The 19,634-nt window shown below is 72.2% G+C and carries 20 protein-coding genes and 2 pseudogenes; 12 read left to right on the top strand and 10 right to left on the bottom strand.

The features are described from left to right. Window positions 1-18: 18 nt before the first annotated feature. On the top strand, window positions 19-861 hold the full coding sequence (gene mltG, locus IQ210_RS06720) for an endolytic transglycosylase MltG (RefSeq protein WP_194077908.1): 843 nt from the start codon (window positions 19-21) through the stop codon (window positions 859-861). Window positions 862-873: 12 nt separating this feature from the next. On the opposite strand, the gene IQ210_RS06715 is transcribed toward mltG, so the two are convergent. From IQ210_RS06715 to IQ210_RS48450, 5 genes are all read right to left on the bottom strand, one after another. Then, a complete protein-coding gene (locus tag IQ210_RS06715) occupies window positions 874-1,941 on the bottom strand; it encodes an NAD(P)-binding domain-containing protein (protein ID WP_194077907.1) in 1,068 nt (355 codons plus the stop codon). Window positions 1,942-1,981: 40 nt separating this feature from the next. Continuing rightward, window positions 1,982-3,001 (bottom strand): ABC transporter substrate-binding protein, encoded by a 1,020-nt coding sequence (locus tag IQ210_RS06710; RefSeq protein WP_194077906.1) that lies wholly within the window; start codon window positions 2,999-3,001, stop codon window positions 1,982-1,984. A 32-nt stretch (window positions 3,002-3,033) separates the two neighbouring features. Then, window positions 3,034-3,774 carry an ABC transporter ATP-binding protein gene (locus IQ210_RS06705; RefSeq protein ID WP_194077905.1) on the bottom strand — a complete coding sequence of 247 codons (741 nt, stop codon included), beginning with the start codon at window positions 3,772-3,774 and terminating at the stop codon, window positions 3,034-3,036. Further along, complete coding sequence (locus IQ210_RS06700; protein ID WP_194077904.1) at window positions 3,747-4,622, bottom strand: ABC transporter permease; 876 nt, start codon at window positions 4,620-4,622, stop codon at window positions 3,747-3,749. The genes IQ210_RS06705 and IQ210_RS06700 overlap by 28 nt, the downstream gene beginning before the upstream one ends. 113 nt (window positions 4,623-4,735) lie before the next feature. After that, window positions 4,736-4,819, bottom strand: coding sequence for a putative leader peptide (locus IQ210_RS48450; protein WP_313884353.1), 84 nt, complete (start codon window positions 4,817-4,819; stop codon window positions 4,736-4,738). A 122-nt stretch (window positions 4,820-4,941) separates the two neighbouring features. Between IQ210_RS48450 and IQ210_RS06695 the strand changes: the two genes are divergently transcribed. The 3 genes and pseudogenes from IQ210_RS06695 to IQ210_RS06685 all read left to right on the top strand — a co-directional run. Then, window positions 4,942-5,370 (top strand): YjbQ family protein, encoded by a 429-nt coding sequence (locus IQ210_RS06695; RefSeq protein WP_079309552.1) that lies wholly within the window; start codon window positions 4,942-4,944, stop codon window positions 5,368-5,370. An 80-nt stretch (window positions 5,371-5,450) separates the two neighbouring features. Continuing rightward, window positions 5,451-6,056 carry a TetR/AcrR family transcriptional regulator gene (locus IQ210_RS06690; RefSeq protein WP_194077903.1) on the top strand — a complete coding sequence of 202 codons (606 nt, stop codon included), beginning with the start codon at window positions 5,451-5,453 and terminating at the stop codon, window positions 6,054-6,056. Window positions 6,057-6,082: 26 nt separating this feature from the next. Further along, window positions 6,083-6,889: pseudogene (locus tag IQ210_RS06685) on the top strand (EamA family transporter); the annotation flags it as partial. Between the two features lie 120 nt (window positions 6,890-7,009). On the opposite strand, the gene IQ210_RS06680 reads toward IQ210_RS06685, so the two are convergent. After that, window positions 7,010-7,894 (bottom strand): S1 family peptidase, encoded by an 885-nt coding sequence (locus IQ210_RS06680; RefSeq protein ID WP_194077902.1) that lies wholly within the window; start codon window positions 7,892-7,894, stop codon window positions 7,010-7,012. A gap of 46 nt (window positions 7,895-7,940) precedes the next feature. Between IQ210_RS06680 and IQ210_RS06675 the strand changes: the two genes are divergently transcribed. The 4 genes from IQ210_RS06675 to IQ210_RS06660 all read left to right on the top strand — a co-directional run bounded on the left by IQ210_RS06675 (window position 7,941) and on the right by IQ210_RS06660 (window position 11,179). Next, a complete protein-coding gene (locus IQ210_RS06675; protein ID WP_228047065.1) occupies window positions 7,941-8,300 on the top strand; it encodes a zinc ribbon domain-containing protein YjdM in 360 nt (119 codons plus the stop codon). 227 nt (window positions 8,301-8,527) lie between these two features. Then, window positions 8,528-10,258 carry a SulP family inorganic anion transporter gene (locus IQ210_RS06670; RefSeq protein WP_194077901.1) on the top strand — a complete coding sequence of 577 codons (1,731 nt, stop codon included), beginning with the start codon at window positions 8,528-8,530 and terminating at the stop codon, window positions 10,256-10,258. After that, window positions 10,255-10,662 carry a pyridoxamine 5'-phosphate oxidase family protein gene (locus IQ210_RS06665; protein WP_194077900.1) on the top strand — a complete coding sequence of 136 codons (408 nt, stop codon included), beginning with the start codon at window positions 10,255-10,257 and terminating at the stop codon, window positions 10,660-10,662. The genes IQ210_RS06670 and IQ210_RS06665 overlap by 4 nt, the downstream gene beginning before the upstream one ends. 166 nt (window positions 10,663-10,828) lie before the next feature. Then, entirely contained in the window at window positions 10,829-11,179 is a 351-nt protein-coding gene (locus IQ210_RS06660; protein WP_194077899.1) for an ArsR/SmtB family transcription factor, read from the top strand. Window positions 11,180-11,202: 23 nt separating this feature from the next. Here IQ210_RS06660 and IQ210_RS06655 read toward each other — a convergent pair. Continuing rightward, window positions 11,203-11,757 (bottom strand): annotated as a pseudogene (locus IQ210_RS06655) (DUF3152 domain-containing protein); the annotation flags it as partial. 390 nt (window positions 11,758-12,147) lie between these two features. Between IQ210_RS06655 and IQ210_RS06650 the strand changes: the two are divergent. The 3 genes from IQ210_RS06650 to IQ210_RS06640 are packed head-to-tail and all read left to right on the top strand — an operon-like array spanning window position 12,148 to window position 14,887. Further along, window positions 12,148-12,840, top strand: coding sequence for a response regulator transcription factor (locus tag IQ210_RS06650; protein WP_194077898.1), 693 nt, complete (start codon window positions 12,148-12,150; stop codon window positions 12,838-12,840). After that, window positions 12,837-14,306, top strand: a complete 1,470-nt coding sequence (locus IQ210_RS06645) for a sensor histidine kinase (protein ID WP_322656320.1) — start codon at window positions 12,837-12,839, stop codon at window positions 14,304-14,306. Before IQ210_RS06650 ends, IQ210_RS06645 begins: the two co-directional genes overlap by 4 nt. Beyond that, window positions 14,303-14,887: a hypothetical protein gene (locus IQ210_RS06640; protein WP_194077897.1), complete on the top strand. Its 585-nt coding sequence runs from the start codon at window positions 14,303-14,305 to the stop codon at window positions 14,885-14,887. Before IQ210_RS06645 ends, IQ210_RS06640 begins: the two co-directional genes overlap by 4 nt. Window position 14,888: 1 nt before the next feature. Here the strand turns inward: IQ210_RS06640 and IQ210_RS06635 are convergent, their stop codons facing one another. The 3 genes from IQ210_RS06635 to IQ210_RS06625 form a co-directional block, all read right to left on the bottom strand. Then, window positions 14,889-16,271 carry an alpha/beta hydrolase family protein gene (locus IQ210_RS06635; protein WP_194077896.1) on the bottom strand — a complete coding sequence of 461 codons (1,383 nt, stop codon included), beginning with the start codon at window positions 16,269-16,271 and terminating at the stop codon, window positions 14,889-14,891. Next, the gene (locus IQ210_RS06630; protein WP_194077895.1) at window positions 16,268-17,620 is read right to left on the bottom strand and encodes an MFS transporter; all 1,353 of its coding nucleotides are present in this window, start codon (window positions 17,618-17,620) and stop codon (window positions 16,268-16,270) included. The genes IQ210_RS06635 and IQ210_RS06630 overlap by 4 nt, the downstream gene beginning before the upstream one ends. Window positions 17,621-17,780: 160 nt before the next feature. Beyond that, window positions 17,781-18,551 carry an SDR family oxidoreductase gene (locus IQ210_RS06625; RefSeq protein ID WP_194077894.1) on the bottom strand — a complete coding sequence of 257 codons (771 nt, stop codon included), beginning with the start codon at window positions 18,549-18,551 and terminating at the stop codon, window positions 17,781-17,783. 185 nt (window positions 18,552-18,736) lie between these two features. Here IQ210_RS06625 and IQ210_RS06620 point away from each other — a divergent pair, with 185 nt between their 5' ends. Next, complete coding sequence (locus tag IQ210_RS06620) at window positions 18,737-19,576, top strand: helix-turn-helix transcriptional regulator (protein WP_194077893.1); 840 nt, start codon at window positions 18,737-18,739, stop codon at window positions 19,574-19,576. Window positions 19,577-19,634: the final 58 nt, after the last annotated feature.

Here is a 19,634-nt window from a genome sequence, read left to right as displayed (position 1 = left end):
GAGGGTTACCGTGCCCGCATGTACCAGAACACTCCGTCACGGAGCACGATTCGACTGACGCGCCGGGGCCGACTCGTCCTCATCGCGACCGGGGCCGTCGTGGCCGGCACCGCCGTGGCGGTGCCGCTGCTGAGCCTGGACAGCGACAAGGACGCCAAGCCCACTTCGCTGGTGATCCCGGAGGGCTGGCGCTCCAGTCAGGTGTACGACGCCGTCGACAAGGCCCTCGCCCGACCGGCCGGCACCGCCAAGAAGGCGCTGGCCAGGGCCGCTCTGAAACTGCCGAACGACGCCGAGGGCAACCCGGAGGGCTACCTCTTCCCGGCGACGTATCCGCTGAACGACAAGACGACGCCCGAGTCGCTGCTGTCGTTCATGGTCAACACCGCGAACCAGAAGTTCAACGGGGCGCCGATCGCCGCCGGCGCCCAGCGCAACGCGATGAACGTCTACCAGGCCGTCACGATCGCGAGCATCGTCCAGGCGGAGTCCGCAGCCAAGGCCGACATGGGCAAGGTGGCCCGGGTCATCTTCAACCGCCTGGAGCGCGGGATGCCGCTCCAGATGGACTCCACCATCAACTACGCGCTGAACCGCTCCACGCTGAGGACGTCCGACGCCGACACCCGGATCGACAGCCCCTACAACTCGTACCAGCGCATGGGCCTGCCGCCGACCCCGATCGACAACCCGGGCGAGGAGGCGATGCGCGCCGCGATCACCCCGACGCCGGGCGACTGGCTGTACTTCGTCACGGTGAAGCCAGGGGACACCCGCTTCACCGCCAACTACCAGGAACACCTGCGCAACGTGGCCGAGTTCAACGCCAACCAGAAGAAGAGCGCGCAGCCCAAGAAGTGACGTCCCGGGGCGTCAGGCGGCGACCGGCTCCCCGGCCAGCAGCCGCCTGATGTCCCGCACGGCCGCCCGCCCCGCCCGGTTGGCGCCGATGGTGCTGGCCGAGGGGCCGTAGCCGACGAGGTGGACCCGCGGGTCGGCGACCGCGCGCGTGCCCTCGACGCGGATGCCGCCGCCCGGCTCGCGCAGCTTCAGCGGTGCCAGATGGTCGATGGACGCCCGGAATCCGGTCGCCCACAGGATGACGTCGGCGTCGACGTGCCGCCCGTCGTCCCAGGCCACGCCGTCCGGGGTGATCCGGTCGAACATCGGCTGCCGGTCGAGGACACCGTCCGCGATGGCCTGCCGGATCGCGTCGTTGAGCGGCAGCCCGGTCACCGACACCACGCTCTTCGGCGGCAGCCCCTGCCGCACCCGCTCCTCGACCATCGCCACGGCCTCCCGGCCGACGTCCTCGGTGAAGGGGCCCTCACGGAAGACCGGCGGCCGCCGGGTCACCCAGGTGGTGGCGGCCGCGTACGGGGCGATCTCCATCAGGTGCTGGGTGCCGGACGCGCCGCCGCCCACGACCACGACCCGCAGCCCCGCGAACTCCTTGGGTCCCGGGTACTGCGCGGTGTGCAACTGCCGCCCCCGGAAGGTCTCCTGGCCCGGATAGCGCGGCCAGAAGGGCCGGTCCCAGGTCCCGGTCGCGTTGATCAGCGCCCGGGTCGCCCAGGTGCCGGCCGAGGTCTCGACGAGCAGCCGCCCGCCCTCGCCCTCCCGCACCGCCTGCACGTCCACGGGCCGCCGCACCCGCAGGTCGAAGGTCCGCTCGTACGTGGCGAAGTACTCGCTGATCACCTCGGAGGACGGCCGCGCGGGATCGGCGTCGGTGAGCTCCATCCCCGGGAGCGAGTGCATCCCGTGCACCTTGCCGTACGTCAGCGAGGGCCACCGGAACTGCCAGGCGCCGCCCGGGCCGGGGGAGTGGTCCAGCACGACGAAGTCGCGCTCGGGCTCGTAACCGGTCCGGCGCAGGTGATAGGCGCTGGACAGACCGGCCTGTCCAGCGCCTATGACGACGACCTCAGTGTTGTTCACCCTTCTACTAACCGTGTCGGGGTCCTGGATCTTCCCCGGCTCAGCCCTCGCCGCGCGCCGGCGTGGTCGACGGCGGCAGATCGGCGTTGAACCGCGTGTCCACGAAGTCGGCGAAGTCGACCTTCTTCGGGATCAGCTTCAGCTCGGTGAAGGTGTCGGCGATCTCCTGCTCGGAGGCGACCAGCGGCTTGTCGACCGCGACCGAGATCCGGGTGGCGTTGGTCCGCTTGACCGAGGCCAGTGCGACCTCGTAGGGCAGCCCGGTGTCCTTCGCCCAGACCTTCGCCCACTCCTCCTGGTGGTCGTGCACCCACGCCGTGGCCCGCCGCAGCCGCTCCAGGTAGTCCTCGATGGCGGCCGCTTTCTTCTTGTCCCGCAGGGCGGAGGGCGCCGCCACCTGGAACGTCAGACCGTTGGTGATCCCGTCGCCGGTGGTCAGGATGCGCCCCTGCTTGGCCTGGAGCACCTGCGAGGTGTACGGGTCCCAGACCGCCCACGCGTCCACCTTGCCGGACGTGAACGCGGCGAGCGCGTCAGCCGGCTGAAGGTATTTCACGTTCACGTCGGACAGGCTCAGCCCGGCCTTCTTCAGTGAGGCCACCAGCTGGTAGTTGGCGGACGAACCCTGCGCCACGGCAACGGACTTGCCCTTCAGCTGCTCGGGTGCCGTCAGCTTCGAGTCGTTCGGTACGAGGATGGCGTCGCCCTTGGACGTGCCGTGGAAGGCGGACACGACCGTGATCTTCGAGCCCGCGCCCGCGGCGAACACCGGCGGGGTGTTGCCGACCCCGCCGATGTCGACGGCCTTGGCGTTGACGGCCTCCAGCAGCGGCGGGCCCGAGGTGAACGTGGACCACTTGATCTTGTAGTCGAGACCCTTGAGTTCACCGGCGGCCCGCAGGATTGCCTCCGAACCGCCCTTCTGGTCACCGACGTTGAGCGTGAGCGAACCCTGGCCGTCGGTGTCGGAGCCGGTGCCTGCGGTGGCGCTGCCGCCGCAGGCGGTGAGCAGGAGGGCGAGCGGGAGGAGCAGGGCGGCGGGGGCGAGGCGTCGTCGCATGACGGTTCCGTTCATGGGGTGGGGGCGGTGGTTCAGGCGGCTTCGGCGGCGGTGTCGACGCCGAGCCGTTCCAGCAGTTGGGCGCGGAGCTCGGCGAAGCGCGGGTCGGTGATGTCGCGCGGGCGGTCGAGGTCGATGGGCTGCTCATGGGCGATGACCCCGTCGTCCATCACCAGGACACGGTCGGCGAGCAGGACGGCCTCCTCGACGTCGTGCGTGACGAGCAGGACCGCGCAGCCGCGCCGCTGCCACAACTCGCCCACCAGACGCTGGGCCTTGATGCGGGTCAGGGCGTCGAGCGCGCCGAACGGCTCGTCGAGCAGCAGGAGATCGGGCTCCCGGACCAACGCCCGGGCCAGGGAGGCACGTTGGGCCTCGCCACCGGAGAGGGTCTTGGGCCAGGCGTCCGCGCGGTGACCGAGGCCGACCTCGTCCAGCGCCTGGTCGGCGACGCCACGCCCCGGCTTGCCGGGCAGACCCAGCAGGACGTTGCGCCACACCTTCTTCCACGGCATCAGCCGGGGCGACTGGAACGCGACGGCCTTGCGGCGCGGCACCAGGACGGTGCCCTCGATGTCCCGGTCGAGACCGGCGAGGATGCGCAGCAGGGTGGACTTGCCGCAGCCGCTGCGGCCGAGGAGAGCCACGAACTCGCCCTGTCGGACATCGAGTCGGAGATCGTCGATGACGGCGCGGTCGTCGAAGGAGCGGGTCAGTCCCTCGACCCGCACCGCCGCGTGTCCGGTCACCGGCCGGTGAACGTCGGTCGCCATTGCAGCAGCAGCCTTTCGAGGGAGCGGACGACGAAGTCGGCCAGCAGGCCGAGGAAGGCGTAGACGATCAGGCAGACCACGATCACGTCGGTCCGCAGGAAGTCCCGCGCCTGCACCATGAGGAACCCGATCCCGGAGTCCGCGTTGACCTGCTCGGCGAAGACCAGCGCGAGCCAGGCGATGCCGAGGGAGTAACGCAGCCCGGTCAGGGCACCGGGCAGGGCGCCCGGCAGTACGACGTGCCGTACCAGCCCCCACCTGGACAGCCCCAACGACTCACCGGCCTCGATGAGTTGGGAGTCCACGCCGCGGATTCCGGCGTAGACGTTGAGGTAGAGCGGGAAGGTCACGCCGAGCGTGATGATGGCGATCTTCGGTGCCTCGCCGATGCCGAACCAGATGATGAACAGCGGGATCAGACCCACGAACGGCACGGTCCGCAGCATCTGGACGGGTGCGTCCACCAGGTCCTCACCGATCCTGAACAGGCCCGAGACCAGAGCGAGTCCGGTGCCGACGAGTGTGCCGAGGAGCAGTCCCGCCGCGACCCTCTGGAGTGAGGTGCCCATGGCGGAGGCCAGCGAGCCGTCGGCGATCAGATCGCTCCCGACCTGGGCGATCCGCCCGGGGGAGGCCAGCACGTCGGAGGTCAGCACGCCGGTGGCGCTGAGGACTTGCCACAGCAGGACCAGCACCACGGGGCCGGTCGTGCGGCGCAGCCAGCGGGGGACGCGGGTGCGGCGGGAGGAGGTGGGGACGAGGGGGTCGAGCTCCAACGGGGCGTCTTTACCGGGTATATCGGAAATATCCGGCCCAGATTTGCTGGGTGGGGCATGGCTGATGCTCATGAGTGCTCCACGGAGGGGGAGAGCGGGGTGCGCCGCAGCGCCGCCGCGTCAGAAACGCGGACGGGCAGGAGGTGGCGCGGGTGCGAGAAGCAGGGAGGAGGCGGTGAAGGGCGTCAGCGGCCGCGGCGACACGCGGCGGAGGCCACCCGCAGCAGGTCGATGTGACCGCGCGTGGTGAGCAGGGCTGAACGCAACATGCCGCAGAACGTAGCCAGATGGCGTGGCCATGGTCAATGGCGTCTCGCGGAATGGACCCGCCGTATCGCAGGGCGGGCGGCGGATCACCCTCGCGGCCGGACGGATGGGTGACGATGGCGGTATGTCAGATGCGTTCACCACCCGAGTACTGAACATCACCTCCGGATCGACCGAGCGCGTGGTCGACCTCACCGGCGACTGCGCGGCCTTCCTGCGCGAGGCCGCCGCCGGCCGGGACGGCCTCCTCAACCTCTTCGTCCCGCACGCCACCGCGGGGATCGCGATCATCGAGACGGGCGCCGGCAGCGACGACGACCTGCTCTCCGCCCTGCACACCCTCCTCCCCGCCGACGACCGCTGGCAGCACCGGCACGGCAGCCCCGGCCACGGCCGCGACCATGTCCTCCCGGCCTTCGTGCCGCCGCACGCGACGCTGCCGGTGATCGACGGGCGGCTGGAACTCGGGACGTGGCAGTCGGTGTGCCTGGTCGACACCAACAAGGACAACCCGCAGCGCAAAGTGCGCCTCACATTCCTCGCGGGCTCCTGAGGCGGTCGAAACCAGGGGCCCGGCGGCGGCGCCGTCCGCTACAGTCTAGGTAGACCTACCTACCTAGTTTGGACCCAGTGATGAGTGAATCCGACGCGGGCGCCGCCGGGAAGCCGCGGCGGCGGCCCGCCCGGGAACGGCTGCTGGCGGCCGCGGCCCGCCGGTTCTACGCCGACGGCGTGGCCGCGACCGGCATCGACACGATCACCGCCGACGCCGGTGTGGCCAAGATGAGCCTCTACAACAACTTCTCCTCCAAGGCCGACCTGGTCCGCGCCTATCTGGACGCCCGGCACGAGGAATGGCTCGGGCTGTACCGGGCGCGTCTGGAGCGGGCCGAGGGGCCACGGGCCGGCGTGCTGGCGGTCTTCGATGCCTACGCCGACCACGCCGCGTTCGCCTACGAACACGGCTTCCGCGGCTGCGGGCTGCTCAACGCCGCCGCCGAACTCCCGGCCGGGGACGAGGGCCGAGCCGTGGTCCGCGCCCACAAGGAGGAGGTCGAGCGCCTGATCGCCGGGCATCTGGAGGAGCTGCTGCCCGACCGCCCCGACACCGCCCACGCCACGGCCGAGCACCTCTCCTTCCTGCTGGAGGGCGCGATGGCCCGCGCCGGTCTGGAAGGCGACGGCGAGCGCCTCCGGCACGCCCGCACCCTCGCGGCGGCCCTGCTGGACCGCCTGTGAAGGGCACCGCACCCGGCGGTTCCGCCATGACCGGAGCCCTGTGCGTGCTGGCGGCCTCCGTGCTGTGGGGAACGACCGGCACGGCCGCCACCCTGGCCCCCCAGGTCGGCCCGCTCGCCATCGGCGCCGTCGCGATGGGCCTCGGCGGACTCCTCCAGGCCCTCGTCGCCGCACCGCGGATCGCCCGTGACGCCGACCGGCTGCGTGCGCGGCGGGGCACAGTGCTCCTCGGCGCGGTCTCGGTGGCGATCTATCCGCTGGCCTTCTACACCTCGATGCACCTGGCCGGAGTCGCCGTCGGCACCGTCGTCTCCATCGGCACCGCCCCGCTGGCCTCGGCGGTCATCGAACGCGTCCTGGACCGCCGCCGGCTCACCCGGCGCTGGCTGCTCGCCGCCGCCCTGGGCCTGCTCGGCACCACCCTGCTGTGCGTCGCCGAGGCCGCCCACGCCGACGCCACGGACGCCGGCTCGATGACGGCCACACTGCTCGGTGTCGGCCTGGGTCTGGTCGCCGCCACGACGTACGCCCTCTACTCCTGGGCCGCGCACCGGCTCATCACCCGTGGAATCCCCTCCCGCGCGGCGATGGGCGCCGTGTTCGGGCTCGGCGGGCTGCTCCTCGTACCCGTCCTGCTGGTGACCGGTGGCGCGCTCGTCAGCTCCTGGTCCAATGCCGCCGTCGGCGCCTACATGGCCGTCGTCCCCATGTTCGCCGGGTACGTGCTGTTCGGCTGGGGGCTCGCGCACGTCCCGGCGAGCACCGCCACGACCCTGTCCCTCCTCGAACCGGCGGTCGCGGCCGTGCTCGCCGTCCTGGTCGTCGGTGAGCGCCTCCCGGCCGCCGGCTGGGCCGGGATCGCGTTCGTCATCGCCTGTCTCGCCGTGCTCACCACCCCGGCGCCGACCGTCCGCCGCCGACCCGGCGAGGGAGCGGCTCGTCGACCGCGGGGCTCAGTAGACCGACAGCCCGTAGGCGTTCAGCGCCTCCTGGATCGGCTGGTAGTAGGTGGTCCCGCCCGATGTGCAGTTCCCGGAGCCGCCCGAGAGGATGCCGAGGACCTTGTCGCCGGCGTAGAGCGGGCCGCCGCTGTCGCCGGGTTCCGCGCAGATGTTGGTCTGGATCAACCCGTAGACCACCTCCCCGCCCCCGTAGTTGACGGTTGCGTTCAGCGCGGTGACCCTGCCGCAGTGGACGCCGGTGGTCGCTCCCCGGCGGCAGACGGTCTGGCCGACGTAGGCGGTGGCGGTCCCGGTGATGTCGACGGTGCCGATGGTTCCGGGGTGCGGTACGGCCGAGTTGGTGTAACGGACGATGCCGAAGTCGTCGCCGGGGAAGCTGGTGGCGGTGGTCGGGCCGATCGGCGTCGTCATGGCGGAGCCGGTGTACCAGGTGGCCGCACCGTCGGTGCAGTGGCCGGCGGTGACGAAGTAGTACGTGCTGCCGCTCTGGACGTTGACCCCGGCCGAGCAGCGCCAGGCGGCCGCGTAGATGCCGTCACCGCCCGACACGAGGGTGCGCAGCCGGCCGTCGAGCCGGGCGAGGGTCGCGGCGCCGGTGAACCGTCCGGTGGTCCGCCGCAGTCTGGTCAGGTCCGTGTCCGAGACCGTGGAGTCGGCGAACACCCGTAACCGCCCGGTGTGTTCGTCCACGACCCAGCTCGTCCCGGCGACCCCCAGCGATTCGACGGCGGCGGCCGCGCCGGTCACCGAGGCGCCGGCCGCGGGCGAAGCGGCGGCTCCCGTGCCGGACCCCGCGACGGCGGCGAGGACCAGCAGGCCCAGGACCGTGGTGGATAAGCGTGAGCGCCTGAGGGTGGTGCGTCGATTTCTGAACACCGATGCCTCCGATGAGCACGATGGGGTGGGTGGCTACCCTGACGGGATGATCGAGAATCCTCCCCCCTGTCCGAAGTGCTCCTGCGAGTACACCTACGAGATGAACGCCCTGATCGTGTGCCCCGAGTGCGGCCATGAGTGGGTGCCTACCGAAGCCTCGACCGAGGCCGAGGCGGGTGCCGGTGAGCGGGTCGTCAAGGACTCCGTGGGCAACGTGCTCCAGGACGGCGACACCGTGGTGGTCGTCAAGGCGCTCAAGGTCAAGGGCAGCCCCTCGGGGATCAAGGCCGGGACCAAGGTGCGCAACATCCGGCTGGTCGACGGCGTCGACGGGCATGACATCGACTGCAAGGTCGACGGCTTCGGGGCGATGCAGCTGAAGTCCAGCGTGGTGAAGAAGGGCTGACACCCCGGGGCGCGAGCCCGCTCTCCGGCGGGGTCGCGGGCGTCATGGCTTGATGCGCAATTGCATAATTTCGCAATTGGTTAGATGCTGGGTTGGCTGTGCTCGCAGGTAGCCGCGGGCACAGCCTTTCGCGTCCGCCACCGGGGTGGGGCTCGCAGGGGAAGCCGAGGCGTCGTGCACCAGCCACATCAGCCGTATCAGCCGTACGAGGCCAAGGTCGTCGTGCGATGAGCGCGACGGCCCGCGCCCGGGCCGTCCGGGCCCGGATCGGCGCGCTGCTGCCCGGTCGGGACGACCTCGCCGAGATGCGGCGCGATCCGCGACGGGACCTGCTGGCCGGGTTGACCGTGGCGATCGTGGCGCTGCCGCTGGCCCTCGGTTTCGGGGTCTCCTCGGGGCTGGGCGCGGCGGCGGGACTGGCGACCGCGGTGGTCGCGGGCGCGCTCGCCGCGGTCTTCGGCGGATCGAATCTGCAGGTGTCGGGTCCGACCGGCGCCATGACCGTGGTCCTCGTCCCGATCGTCGCGGAGTACGGTCCGACGGGCGTCCTCACGGTGGGGCTGATGGCCGGCGTCATGCTGGTCGCCCTGGCCGCGCTGCGGGCCGGCCGGTACATGCAGTACGTGCCCGCCCCGGTGGTCGAGGGGTTCACGCTCGGCATCGCCTGCGTCATCGGCCTCCAGCAGATCCCCAACGCGCTCGGCGTGCCCAAGCCCGAGGGCGACCGGGTGCTGGTGGTGGCCTGGCGGGCGGTCGAGGAGTTCGCGAAGTCCCCGAACTGGACCGCCGTCGGATTCACCGCCGGCGTCGCGGTGGTCATGCTCGTCGGCGCCAGGTGGCGGCCCACCGTCCCCTTCTCCCTCCTCGCGGTCGTCGCCGCCACGGTGGTCGCCCAGGCCGTGGGCCTGGACGCGGCGCGGCCGATCGGCGACCTGCCGTCCGGGCTGCCCGCTCCCTCGCTGTCCTTCCTGGAGCTCGCCTCGCTCGGCACGCTGCTCGCCCCAGCCGTGGCGGTCGCGGCGCTGGCGGCCCTGGAGTCCCTGCTGTCGGCCTCGGTGGCGGACGGTATGACGGTGGGCCAGAAGCACGACCCGGACCGGGAACTGTTCGGCCAGGGCCTGGCGAACATCGCCGCCCCGCTGTTCGGCGGGGTCCCGGCGACCGGCGCCATCGCCCGCACCGCCGTCAACGTCCGCACCGGCGCGAGCTCCCGGCTGGCCGCCCTCACCCACGCCGCGATCCTCGCCGTCATCGTCTTCGCGGCGGCACCGCTCGTGTCCAAGATCCCGCTCGCCGCGCTCGCCGGCGTCCTGCTGGCCACCGCCGTCCGCATGGTCGAGACCGGCTCCCTGCGGGCGATGGCGAAGGCCACCCGCTCCGACGCGCTGATCCTCGTCCTGACCGCCGCCGCGACCCTGGTCCTGGACCTGGTGTACGCCGTGATCATCGGCCTGGCCGCGGCGGGCGCCCTCGCCCTGCGTGCCGTGGCCAAGCAGGCCCGCTTCGACCAGGTGCCCCTCGACCGCGGCGACCACAGCGCCGAGGAGCACGCCCTGCTGGCCGAGCACATCGTGGCGTACCGCATCGACGGCCCCCTGTTCTTCGCCGCCGCCCACCGCTTCCTGCTGGAACTGACCGAGGTGGCCGATGTCCGGGTCGTCGTCCTGCGCATGTCCCGGGTCTCGACCATGGACGCCACCGGCGCCCTGCTCCTGAAGGACGCGGTGGAGAGGCTGCACCGGCGCGGCATCCTCGTCCTCGCCTCCGGGATACGCGCCGGCCAGCGCCAGGTCCTCGACTCCACGGGCGCGCTGGCGCTGCTGCGACACGAGGGCCGGGAGTACGCCACGACACCCGAGGCGATCCGCGCCGCCCGCGACCACCTGGAGACGGCCGGACTGCTGCCGGCCCGCGCCGCGTCCCCGTCCCGAACGTCCAGCGAGGAAGCCGCCCGATGAGCACACCCCCGCCCCTTCTGCGCATGGTCGAGCTCTCCGGCGCGGAGGCCCTGTGGCTGCTGGAGGGCAGCAGCCTGGGCCGGCTGGTGTACGCCCACCGGGACGCGACGACGGTCCGGCCCGCCCGGCACGTGTGGGAGTACGGGCGCCTGGTCGTCCGTACGCCGGTCCCGGCTCAGTCGGTGGCCGCGACGGCGACGTACCAGGTGGACGAGATCCGCGCGGTGCACGGCACCGGCTGGACCGTCACCGTCCACGGGCCCGCCGAGGTGATCACCGATCCCGACGAGGCCGCCCACCACCACCGCACCCTGGCCGGCTGGACCCACGGCCCGCACGACACCCTGCTGCGCCTGCACCCCAAGACCGTCACCGGCTTCCGCCTCACCCGCGCGGCGGGCTGACCGGTGGCGACGCGGACGGGGCGCGGACCCCGGCGACCGGGTCTGATTCGGTGCTGTCGGGCGCACAGGCGAGGATGGGGCGCATGGACGTGACGAGTGGGTGGACGCGAGGGGCCGGGGGCCGGCCGACGGGGCCGTGCTGCCGCACCGGGGAGGCGACGGCAGGGTGAGTACGCCGCTGTACCAACTGAAGGCCGAGTTCTTCAAGACGCTCGGCCACCCGGCCCGCATCCGGGTCCTGGAACTGCTGAGCGAGCGCGAGCACGCCGTCGCCGAGATGCTGCCCGAGGTCGGCATCGAGCCCGCCCACCTCTCCCAGCAGCTGGCCGTGCTGCGGCGGGCCAACCTGGTCGTGACGCGCAAGGAGGGCTCGACCGTCTACTACTCGCTGACCAGCCCGCACGTCGTGGAGCTGCTCCGCGTGGCCCGCACCATCCTCTCCGGCGTCCTGGCCGGCCAGGCCGAACTGCTCGCCGACCTCCAGGCGGCACAGGGGGAGGCGAAGCAGCAGAGGTAGCGGGGACCTCGGCGGGCGCGGTGTCACGGGGCGGCGGGGCCGGTGATGAGCCGGCCCTCGGCGTCGTACGGCCAGACGTTGGGGACGCAGCCGTGCATGCCCTTGATCTGCTGCATCATCGCGGGGGCCGGCTTGCCCTTGCCGGGGCAGGTGACATGGCCGTGGTGGAGGAAGTGGCCCACCTCGTGGTTGATGATCAGGGCGCGGTAGGCGGTGACGTCCTTGGCGTAGACCGGGGTCGCCAGCACCCAGCGGTCGAGGTTGACCATGACCTGGTCGTTCGCCGAGCAGTTGTACTTGCCGCCCGTGTCGAGGCCGCTCTGCCCGCAGACGGCGTCGACGGTCGCGGGCGTGGCGAGGCGGACGACGAAGTCGGTGGGGCCGTCGGCGACCCGCTGGAACGCCGAGTGCCCGTCGGCGGTCCAGCCACGGGGGTCGCCGAGGATGCGGTCCACCGCCTCGGCGGTCTCCGTGGCGGACAGGTCGATGTTCTTCTCCACCTCGACCCGGTAGCGAAACGGCGTTCCCTCGCCGACTCTTGCGCTCCCGCCCGGTGCCGTGACGTACGTTCCGGGACCTTGCCGGGGGAGGGCAGGGGGCTTCGAGGCGCTCGGGGAGGTTTCAGGTCGGGGCGTGCTGCTCGGAGTCGGAGCCGGTGACGGGCGTCTGGTCGGCTCCGACAGGGAGTTGTCCGAGGATCGCGGTGGCGGGCCCGACCGCGGCCATGCCACCACCGTGCAGCCGACGGCCCCGAGGACGGTCAACGCGGCCAGTCCGACCGCCAGTCGGCCTCTGCCACGCCGTGCGGGGGCGGGCGCGGAGCCCCTGCGGCGATGGCTGCTGACGGGTTTTCGCTTGTGCTTGGTCACGGTCACTCACGTTGTGATCGCCATGTGATCGGACCTGGCCCGGCGGATAACGAAAGGGTAACTCCCGTGGCTGGTGGTGCCCTTGTGGATACTGAGCCCATGCCACGTGTGCTGTTGATCGAAGACGACCGTGCCGTCCGCGAGGGCGTCGCCCTGGCCCTGCGCCGCCAGAACCACGATGTCGCCGCCGCCTCGACGGGGGAGGAGGGACTGGCGCAACTGCGGTCGTTCCGGCCGGACATCGTGGTCCTCGATCTGATGCTGCCCGGCATGACCGGACTCGACGTCTGCCGCGCGATACGCGCCGTCGACCAGGCGCTGCCGATCGTCATGGCCACGGCCCGCGGCGACGAGGTGGACATCGTCATCGGTCTTGAGGCGGGAGCCGACGACTACGTCGTCAAACCCGTGACCGCCCGGGTGCTCGACGCCCGCATCCGCGCCGTCCTGCGCCGCTCGGGCGGTGTGCCCGCCGGCGAAGGGCTGCCGAAGATCGACACCTACGGTGAACTGTCCGTGGACCGGGCCGGGTTGACGGTCAGTCTGGGTGGCGAACCGATCGCGCTCGCCCCTTCCGAACTGCGGTTGCTGCTCACGCTCTCCGCCTCGCCGGGCCGGGTGTTCAGCCGTCAGCAGCTGCTGGAGGCCGTCTGGGAGCACGACTTCCACGGTGACGCCCGGCTGGTGGACGCCTGCGTCAAGCGGCTGCGCACGAAGATGTCCGAACCGCCCCGCGCACCCCGGTACATCCACACGGTCCGCGGTTTCGGCTACCGCTTCGCCGCCCCGTGAAGCGCCGCGTACTGCGCGGGCTGCGGCCGCGCCTCGTCGTCGCCTTCGGGCTGGTCGCCGGTGTCGCCGCCGCCACGACCGGCGCGCTGACCTTCCGGGAGGCCCGCATCGGAGTCCTCCAGCAGAGCCAGGACGCGGTGATCGGGCAGTTGCGGGCGCGGTTGAGCGAGCGGGCCCCCGAACTCCCCTACCCTCCGGGCGAGTCGGCGCTGCGGAGGTTCGCGACGGACGTCGCGGCGGCCGACGCGTCGGGCAGCTGGCGGGTGCTGGTGACGTACCGGGAGCTGAGCGCCTCCTCCGTGCCCGGTGACCGCTTCGCCGAGCTGACGCCCGCCGTCCGCACGGCCGTCGCCACCAGCCGGGCCACCGTCTTCCAGCGGGTGAGCGAGGGCGGCCGTACGTCCCTCGTCGTCGGCATGTCGGTCACCTTCGGCGACCCGGACGGGTCCCGGCTGGCGTCCGGCGTCCGGGTGTTCCTCGTCGTGCCGCAGACCACGGAACAGGCCTCCGTCGACGCCCTGGTCAGCGCCGTCGAGCGGGCCATGGTGCCGGCCCTGGGCCTCGCCGTGGTGCTCGCGCTGTTCGCCGCCCGGGGTGTGCTCGTCCCGGTGCGGGCGCTCCGGCAGGCCACCCGGCGGATGGCCGAGGGCCGCCTCGACACCCGGCTCGACGTCAACGGTTCCGACGAACTCGCCGAACTGTCCCACGCGTTCAACGAGACGGCCGCCGCGCTGGAGACGTCGGTGGCGGAACTGCGCGAGATGGAGGCACGGGCCCGGCGCTTCGCCGCGGACGTCTCGCACGAACTGCGCACGCCGCTCGCCGCGATGTCGGCCGTCACCGACGTCCTGGACGAGGACGCCGCCCGGCTGGACCCCGACACGGCCACCGCGGTCCGGCTGATCAGCGAGGAGACCGTCAAACTCACCCGACTCGTCGACGACTTGATGGAGATGTCCAGATTCGACGCGGGAGCGGCGGTGCTGCACCTCGACGAGATCGACCTCGCCGAGTCGATCCGGCGCACGCTCGCCGCCCGCGGCTGGTCGGACAGGGTCGACACAGAACTGCCGCCCCCTCACACCGCCCGCGGACGCGTGGACCCGCGGCGCCTCGACGTGGTCGTCGCCAACCTGGTCGGCAACGCGCTCAAGCACGGCAGCGAACCGGTGCGCGTACGCCTGGACGTGCACGGCTCCGGCGAACGCGAGGCCGTCATCGAGGTGCGCGACAGCGGGCCCGGCATCCCGGACGACGTCCTGCCGCATGTCTTCGAGCGGTTCTACAAGTCCGACACCGCCCGCAGCCGTTCCGAGGGCAGTGGCCTCGGCCTGGCGATCACCGCCGAGAACGTCCGCATCCACGGCGGCACCGTCCGCGCGGCGAACCATCCGGCGGGCGGCGCCGTCTTCACCGTAGAACTTCCTTTGCAGCGGGACGAGTTGTCCGAGGAGCACCCGTCATGAAGGCCGCACGCCGCCTCGCGCTGCTCGCGGTGCCGGCGCTTCTCGCGCTCGCGTCCTGCGACATCCCCACGACCGGCGTGGTGGAGGCCGGTGAGCCCGCGAGCGGGATCAGGCCGGTCACGCCGGTCTACTTCGTCCGCGACGGCACACTCGTCGCGGTCCCGCGCACGACCGCGTGGCCCGGGGACGCCGGGGAAGCGGTGCGGTTGCTGCTGCGCGGGCCGACGCCCGGGGAGGCGGGGAAGCGTCTGACCACGGCGATCCGGGGGCGGCGGTCGGTACCGGCATCACCGACGTCGGCCCCCAGCGAGCCGCCGACCGACGCACCCACCGACCTGCAATGGCAGACACCGACCGACGAGCCCACCGCCGACGTGCGGGGCGACCGGCTCACCCTCCGACTGCCTCTCGGCACCGGCCCGTTGACCCGCATGGCGACCCGGCAGGTCATCTGCACGGCCGCGGCGGCCCACCGGGTCACCGCCCCGTCCGCCGCCCCGGTCACCGTCGAGGTGACCGACGGCAGCGGATGGCACGCCGGCGGGTCCGACGAGGGGTGCCCCGCGCTCCCGGTCGACTGAACTACCGGCCGTCGCCCGGGTGCGCGAGGTCGTAGGGGCGCAGGTACGGCGTCGGGCGGTACGTCACATAGCGGGCCGGAGTCGTGGGATCGGCCGCCGTGGCACGGGAGTTGAGGGACGCCGCGTCCGTGCCCCGCCACTTGCCCGTGCCGATGCGGTCCTCCAGCGTGTGCAGGGCGCCGAGCTGTTCGGCCGGGCTGAACGTGCAGTGGCCGGCGTTGTCGACGTACGCCTGCCGTAGCAGGGCCGACGTTCCGGCGGCGGTGACCGTGCGCTTGAGGGCGCTCTCCGTCTGGACCGGGACGAGAGCGTCGCCGATGGTGTGGATGTCCAGCTGCGGCTTGGTCAGCTTGCCGGTGAAGGCGCTCGTGCCGCTCATCCAGGCGACGGCGGACGGGTCGGCGGCGATCCGCGGCGCCTTGTTGAGGGTGGCGAGGTCCGCGCGCAGCGACAGACCCGCCTTCTTGTACAGCTCGGTGACCTCCTTGCGGACGGAGGACTTCCCGAGGAGCCGCGCGTAGTCCACCCCGGTGTTCCAGGACATGTTCCCGCCCGCCCGGGTCTCGGCCTCCAGCCGCCAGCTGAACGCGGGGAGCTGCACCAGGCCCTTGAGGGCGCCGTACTGGTTGGCCTCCCGGCTGTCCCAGTCGGTCTCGGCGGGCCGGGGCTGGGAGGGGTCGTTCCAGCCCGGGATGTTGTGCAGGGCGGCGGCCAGCGCGATGCGGGCCCGCCCCGCGGCCGTGGCCTGGGCCGAATCCACCGCGGACGTCAGGGTGTTGGCGGCGTCGGTGGCCGCGGCCTGGTCCGGGAAGTCGACGAGCGGGATGCCGGAGTCCGGCGCGAGCAGCGTCTTGAGGGCGAAGACCGGGTCGAGGGTGTTGTTCCAGTTGGCGACGCCGCCGTGGACGAGTCCGCACATCGCCAGGGAACCGTCGATGCGCCGTGGGGCGCGCTCGGCGAGGGCGGTGGTGACGAGCCCGCCGTACGACTGCCCCCACGCGATGGTCCGGCGAGCCGCCCCGAAGCGGTCCTTGAAGGTGGCGAGAGTGGCGAGCTGGTCCGGCACCGCGTCCGTCACCGCCCAGCCGGTGCTCGCGTAGGAGGAGCCTACGAGGGCGTAACCCTGCTTCAGCAGAAGGGACTTGGTGGAGTCGTCCGGGGCGTTCTGGGCGGGGTTGGGGGCGCCCTTGGGGCGGTAGCCGTGGCTGAAGAGCAGGACGGTGCCGTTCCAGTCGGCGGGCACGTCCATCATGTACGCCGCGCCGGAGGGGAGTTGGCCCTCGATGTGACTGGTCTCCGGGGCGGCCGCCGCTGCCGAGGTGGGCAGGGCGGCGACGGCGAGCAGGAGTGCGAGCCCGGACGCCGTGCGGGTACGGGTCGTCATGCGGAGATCTCCTCCGTGTGGGGGGCGGTGGTCTGTGCGGCGGGCTCGGTGAGGGTCGTGCGGTGGGTCTCGCGGACGAAGCACACGGTCAGCGCGGTGATCGCGGCGCCGCCGCAGAGCAGCCAGGCGACCGGCGCGCCGCTGCCGCTGCCCGCCACCAGGCTGCCGGCGATCATGGGGGAGAAGCCGGCGCCGATGAGGGTCGCGCCCTGGTAGCCGAGCGAGGCGCCGGTGTAGCGGACCTTGGTGCCGAACATCTCGGTGAGCAGCGCGCCCAGCGGGCCGTACATCGTCGACTGGGCGATGCCGTGACCGAGGACCACGGCCAGGATCAGCAGCCCCGGCGACTTCGAGTCGGCCAGCGAGAGCACCGGGAAGGCGAGCGCGGCCGAGGCGACGGCTCCGGCGAGGACCACCGGGCGGCGGCCGACGCGGTCGGAGAGCGCGGAGGCGCACGGCAGCACCACGAGGGCGACACAGGCGGAGACGGTGAGGGCGTCCAGCACCTGCGGGCGGGCGTATCCGATGCCGGTGGCGTACGCGATCATGTAACTGGTCAGCAGGGACTGGGCGGTGAAGGCGCCGATGCCCACGCAGCAGGCCAACAGCACCGGGCGCGGGTTGCGCAGCACGTCGAGGATCGGCAGCCGCGACTCGGCGCTGTCCTTCTTCACCTCGGCGAACAGCGGGCTCTCCACCACCTTCAGCCGCACGAACATGCCGACGCCGAGCAGGACGACGCTCAGCAGGAACGGCAGCCGCCAGCCCCAGGCCGCGAACTCCTCCTTCGGCAGCGTCACGACGTACGCCACGACGGCCGTGGACAGCAGGGAGCCGAGCGGGGCTCCCATCTGCGTGAAGCTGGACCACAGGCCGCGGCGCCGCTCCCCGGCGTGCTCGACGACCATCAGGGTGGCGCCGCCCCACTCGCCGCCGATCGCGATGCCCTGGACGACGCGCAGGGCGATCAGCAGGACCGGCGCCCACACGCCGATCGTCTCGTACGTGGGCAGCAGCCCGATGAGGAAACTGGCGCCGCCCATCAGGCCCATCGTGAGCAGCAGCATCGACTTGCGGCCCAGCCGGTCGCCGAAGTGGCCGAAGAGGACGCCGCCGAGCGGTCGGGCGACATAACCGGCGGCGAAGGTGCCGAAGGCGGCGATCGTGCCGACGGCCGGATCGGCGCCCGGGAAGAACAGTTCGCCGAAGACGAGCGCGGCGACGGTTCCGTAGACGAGGAAGTCGTAGAACTCCACGGCTGTGCCGAGCAGCCCGGAGAGGGCCACTCGGCGCAGCTGGCGGGTTCGTTCGGAGGCCGTGGGCGGTGCGGCGACGGGGGACGAGGGCATCGCGGTCTCCCTTGGAGGCGGTCTGCCATGAGAGCGGTGACCCTGGAGAGCGGTCTCTCATGAGCGGGGAAGGACACCGCGAAATTAGGCCCTCAGATGACTGCCGTCAATAAAGTGCACAACATTGAGCCGAGGCCTCCGGGAGCCCTTGTCGTGGCGATCAGCTCGCCTGGCCGGTCGGCATGACCGTGACCTGCTGGACGTTCACCCGCGGCGGCAGCGACGCGATGAATCCGACGGTCTCGGCGATGTCCCGCGGGACGAGCCACTCCATCGACTCCCGGGCACCGTCCAGCCAGGCGCGGGCGCCCTCGTCCGTGACATGGCTCTGCAACTCGGTGCCGACGATGCCGGGCTCCAGCGCCGAGACACGGACGTTCTTCGCGCCCAACTCCGCCCGCAGATGCCGGGAGAGATGGCTGACATACGCCTTCGTCGCGGAGTAGACGGCGAACGTCGGGAAGATGTTCTGCGCCGCGATCGACGAGGTGTTGATCAGGTCGGCCACACCGCGCTCGGCGGCGGACTTCACCAATTGCGGCGTGAAGGCCGCGATGGCGTTCATCAGCCCGTTTACGTTGAGGTCGATCTGCTGCCGCCACTGCTCCGTGGCCAACTCCTCGACGGGAGCGGGGAGCATGACGCCGGCGTTGTTGAACAGCAGGTCGGCGCCCCCGAGTTCGGCCGCCACCCGGTCGGCCGCCGCCTGCACCGCCGCCGCGTCGGTGACGTCCACGGAGAGGGCGAGAGCCTGGCCGCCGTTCTTCTCGATCCGGGCGACCAGATCGTCCAACCGCCCGGCGCGACGCGCCAGTACGACGACCCGGGCGCCCAGCGCGGCCAGGTGCTCGGCGGAGGCCTCACCGATGCCGCTGGAGGCGCCGGTGACGACCGCGACACGGCCGGAGAGGGGGAGTGCGGAGGTGGTCATGAGGGATGCCTTCCGTAGCGATGAGAGATGCAGCGGGCCGCTGCGGCCCTCATCCAGACAACCGCCCGCCGGGCCCTCGCGGGGCGCCGGAAAGTGCCCTGACCGGGCAGGTATCCGCGAGGCAGGTACTGGCAGGACCACCCACGCCGGGGCAGGTCACGTCCGCCTTCGGCAGACTGGACCGCATGGACGACCGTGGCAGAGAACTCGCCGACTTCCTGCGCTCCCGCAGGGCCCGCCTCACCCCCGACCGGGCCGGGCTGCCCGAGGACGGCCGAGTCCGCCGGGTCCCCGGCCTGCGCCGCGACGAGGCGGCCCGCCTGGCCGGGGTGAGCACCGAGTACTACACCCGCCTCGAACAGGGCCGCGCCCAGAACCCCTCACCCGAGGTCGTCGAGGCCCTCGCCCGCGCCCTGCAACTCGACCTCTCCGAGCGCGAGCACCTCACCGACCTGCTGGCCCGCCCGTCCGCACCGCGCCGCGCCCCGGTCGCCCCGCAGCGGGTCCGGCCGGGCCTGCACCTGATGCTCCAGACCCTCGACCACGTGCCCGCGTTCGTCCTCGGCCGCCGCACCGACGTCCTGGCCGCCAACCGCCTCGCCCGCGAGGTCCTCACCGACTTCGAGGCGCTCCCCGCGAACCGCCGCAACCTGGCCCGCTACTACCTCCTCGACCCCGAGGCCCGTACCCGCGTCGGCGACTGGGAGCAGATCGCCACCGACACCGTCGCCGTGCTGCGCCTGGAGGCCGGACGGTACCCGCAGGACCGGCAGTTGGCCGACCTCGTCGGCGAACTCACCCTGAAGTGCCCCGAGTTCAGCGGCTGGTGGAACGACCACCGGGTCCTCCACCGCACCCACGGCACCAAGCACTATTACCACCCCCTCGTCGGCGAACTGCGCTTCTCCTACGAGTCCTTCGAACCGCCCGGCGACACCGACCAGACCCTGTGCGTCTACAACGTCGAGCCGGGTTCGGAGACGGCCGCCTCGCTCCGGCTGCTCAACGCCATGAGCATCCGCTGAACGGCCCCGGCGGCTCTCCCGTACCTCTGGGCGTCAGGACCCCACGCCCGAAACGGAG

Origin of the sequence: Streptomyces justiciae (assembly GCF_015163075.1) — a bacterium.
Lineage (GTDB): Bacteria > Actinomycetota > Actinomycetes > Streptomycetales > Streptomycetaceae > Streptomyces > Streptomyces justiciae.
This window is presented reverse-complemented; position numbering and strand designations above follow the sequence as displayed.